Genomic DNA, 3974 nt, shown 5'->3' on the forward strand with positions numbered 1-3974 from the left:
CGTGCCTCGTCGAGCAGCCGGAGCCCACTGCCGTCCCACTCGATGTGCGGGCTGGGCTCGTCCACGTACAGGGTCTTCGGAAGGGTCTCGTGCTGGAGCGCGAGAACCATCTTCATCACGCCTACGACACCGGCGGCCGCCTGCGCGTGCCCGATGTTCGACTTCGACGACCCCAGCCACACCGGCCGGCCCGCCTCACGCCCCGGACCGAACACCTCACCCAGCGCACCCGCCTCGATCGGGTCGCCCAACGACGTACCCGTGCCGTGCGCCTCGATCGCATCGATATCGGCCGGAGCGAGGTACGAAGCCTCCAGGGCCGCCTGCACGACACGCTGCTGCGAGGGTCCGTTGGGGGCGGTGAGCCCCTGACTACGACCGTCCTGGTTGACGGCACTGCCCCGCAGCACCGCCAGGACCCGGTCCCCGTCGCGCTCGGCGGCCGACAGCCGCTTCAGCACGAGGATGCCGACCCCTTCGGCCCAGCCGGCGCCGTCGGCCTGGGCGGAGAAGGACTTGCAACGCCCGTCCGGCGCCATGCCCTTGAGGCGGGAGAACTCCACGAACAGTGCCGGGGTGTTCATGACGGTGGCACCGCCGACGAGGGCGAGTTCGCACTCGCCCTGGCGCAGGGCGGTGGCCGCGAGGTGCATGGCCACGAGCGACGACGAGCACGCGGTGTCGACGGTCACGGCCGGGCCCTGGAGGCCGAGCGCGTACGACACCCGGCCCGAGACCACGCTGCTGGCGTAACCGGTACTGGTGTAGCCGTCGAGGGCGTCCAGGTCATGACCTTGGTGGCCGTAGTCCGACGTCATGGCGCCGAGGTAGACGCCGGTGTTGCTGCCGGTCAGTGCGTCGGGCCGGATGCCGGCCCGTTCCAGCGCCTCCCACGACGCCTCCAGCACCAGCCGCTGCTGAGGGTCCATCGACAGCGCCTCACGCGGCGAGATCCCGAAGAACGAGGCATCGAAACCCTCGACATCATCGATGAACCCACCCTCACGGGCATAACTCTTACCGACCGACTCCGGATCCGGATCGAAGAGGTCAAGCCCCCGCCAACGCTCCGGCAGACCACCCACCGCATCCCCACCGGACACCAACAAATCCCAGAACGCCTCCGGCGTATCGATACCGCCCGGAAGCCGGCACGCCATCGACACCACCGCGATGGGGTCGCTCTCCGCAGCCGGCGTCTTCCGGACCATGCGGGTGGGAGAAGTCCTCGGCCGGTCCGAAAGTGCGAACTTCTCCAGCAGAAGGCCCGCCACCGCGGTGGGGGTGGGGTAGTCGAAGGCGAGGGTCGAGGGCAGCGTGAGACCGGTCTCGGCCGAGAGCCGACGCCGCAGCTCCACCGCCATCAACGAGTCGATCCCCAACTCCTTGAGCACCTGCTGCGCACCGATCCCGTCCGCATCGGACACACCCAGAACCACAGCGGCCTCACGCTGGACAAGACGGGTGAGCCAAGCCGAACGCTCCGTCTCCGGAAGGACCGCCAACTGCTCACGCAGGCCCGACGGCGTCGCCCCGGACTCCCCCGCACGCCTGCGCCGGGCTCGCAACAGTCCTCGGCAGAGAGGCGGCACCGACCCGCCGCCGTCCGCTTCGCGTTGCAGGGAAGTCAGTTCGAGCCGTACGGGCACGAGGTGGGCGAGCGGGTGCGAGAGGGCCGTGTCGAGTGCGGTCAGCCCCTGCTTCTCGCTCAGCGCGCCGACGCCCTGACGGCGCAGTCGGGCCAGCTCCGCCTGGCCGAGGCCCGCGGTGAGCCCGACCCCGGCCTGCTGCCACAGGCCCCACGACAGGCTGACGGCCGGCAACCCGTCGGCGCGCCGCCGGGAGGCCAGGGCGTCCACGAAGGCGTTGGCCGCGGCGTAGTTGCTCTGTCCCGCGCCACCGAGCACTCCGGCGGCCGACGAGAACAGCACGAACGCCGCAAGATCCATGCCTCGCGTCAGCTCGTCCAGGTGCGCCGCGCCCTGCGCCTTGGGCCCCCACACATGGGCCAGTCGCTGCGCGTCCTGCGCCGGGAGCACGCCGTCCGACAGCACCGCCGCCAGGTGGAAGATTCCGGTCCAGGGACGCTCGGTGTCGGTGTCGGTTCCGGTGTCGGCGAGTACTGCCGCGATCTGGTCGCGGTCCGACACGTCGCAGGCCACCAGGCGTACGGTCTCGGCTCCGGCGGCTGTGAGTTCCGCCGTCAGCTCCTCGGCGCCGGGCGCCTCCTGGCCGCGTCGCGAGGTCAGCACCAGGTGCCGCACCCCGTGCACACGCACCAGGTGCCCGGCCACCGCACGGCCCAGCTCACCCGTACCACCCGTGATCAGCACCGCACCGGACGGATCCAGCACCGGCCGCTCACCAGCAACACTGTTACTGCTGTTGTCGTTGTCGGTGGCTGCCGCACGCACCAGCCGGCCCACCCGCACCCGGCCCCCACGCACCACGACCTCGGGCTCGTCCACAAGGAACGGCACCTCGATGTCGGTGCCGGTGCCGGTATCGACGTTGGCGTTGGCGTTGGCGTCGAGGTCGACGAGTTGGATCACCCGCTCCGGGTATTCGCTGCGCGCCGTGCGCAGCAGCCCCCACAGCGGGGCGTGCACCAGGTCGCGCACCCCGTCACCGGCATCCACCGCGCCACGCGTCACCCACGTCAACGCAACTTCCTCCAGGCGTGGTTCGGCCAGGATGCGCTGCACGAGAGCAAGGGCTTCGCCGGCCGCCTCCAGTGCGGTACCGGCCGGGTCCTCCGGCTGCCCGGCCGTACCCGTCATGTCGATGACGAGGCGCAGGGGCGGTTCGATGCCTTCGTCCAGTCGGGCGAACAGTCCGTCGGCCCGCGCGATGCTCTGCGCGTCCAGGGCCCGGGCCATCTCGCCGCTGCCACCGAGGACCCAGACCTCCCCGTCCGGTGCCTCCTCCAGCGCACGGGGGGCCCGGAACTCGACGTGGTAGAGGTGCTCGGTCGAGGCAACCGACCGAACCTGCTCGGCCGTCGCCTCACGCAACTGCAACCCCTGCGCGTGTGCCACCGGACGACCGGCCGGATCCACGGCCGACACGCTCAAGTTGGTGCGTGCGTCGTCGAGTTCGATGCGTATGCGCAGTTCGGTGGCGCCGGTCGCGTACAGCTCGACACCGGTCCACTCGAAGGGGAGCGGTACGTGTCCCTCGGTTCCCGTTCCGTCCTGGACCGCCACCATCGCGTGCAGGGCGGCGTCCAGGAGTGCGGGGTGGATGCCGAAGTCGTCGGGCCGGAGCCCCTCGGGCAGGCGGACGGTCCCGTACGCGGTACTGCCCTTGCGCCACAGTTCGGTCAGGCCCTGGAAGGCGGGGCCGTACTCCAGGCCACGGGCACGGAAGTCCTCGTAGAACCCGTCCAGTACGACCTGCTCTGCACCCGCAACCGGCCACTGCACCAGTTCGGCGGCCGCCTCCGGAACCGCGGACTGCGTGTGCCCCAGCTCACCGGCGGCATGCTGACGCCACGGAGCATCCTCGGACACGTCCTCCCCCCGGCTGTAGACCGCCACCGGCCGACGCCCCTGCGAAGTTTCCGCTCCGACGACGACCTGGAGGCGAAGGGGGGTCTCGTCGGTCAGGACGAGCGGTTCGAGGAGGGTGAGTTCCTCGACGGCCGAGGCGCCCACGTGGTGGGCCGCGGTCAGCGCCAGTTCGAGCAGTCCGGTGCCGGGGACGAGAACGGTCCCGAACGCGGCGTGCTCGGCCAGCCACGGCTGATCGGCGAGAGAAAGACGACCGGTGAAGAGATACCCGTCGTCATCCGCCGTCGCGGTGACAGCACCCAGCCAGGGGTGTTCCGAGGCCCTGAGACCCACGGAACGGACATCGCCCGATGGCTTCTCCGAATCGATCCAGTAGTGCTCGTGCTGGAAGGCGTAGGTGGGGAGGTCGGGCAGGGGGTTCTTGCCGACGTTCGGGGCGGTTCCGAGGGCCTGGTTCCAGTC

At 70.7% G+C, this 3974-nt stretch carries 1 protein-coding gene; it reads right to left on the reverse strand.

Going from position 1 to position 3974, the window contains the following annotated elements; all coding sequences use genetic code 11:
• Nucleotides 1-3974: type I polyketide synthase (locus tag ABZZ04_RS39255; protein ID WP_356937027.1), on the reverse strand; the 3974-nt coding region annotated here is incomplete at both ends.

The sequence above is a fragment of the Streptomyces sp. NPDC006435 genome, assembly GCF_040612315.1.
Classification (GTDB): Bacteria; Actinomycetota; Actinomycetes; order Streptomycetales; family Streptomycetaceae; genus Streptomyces.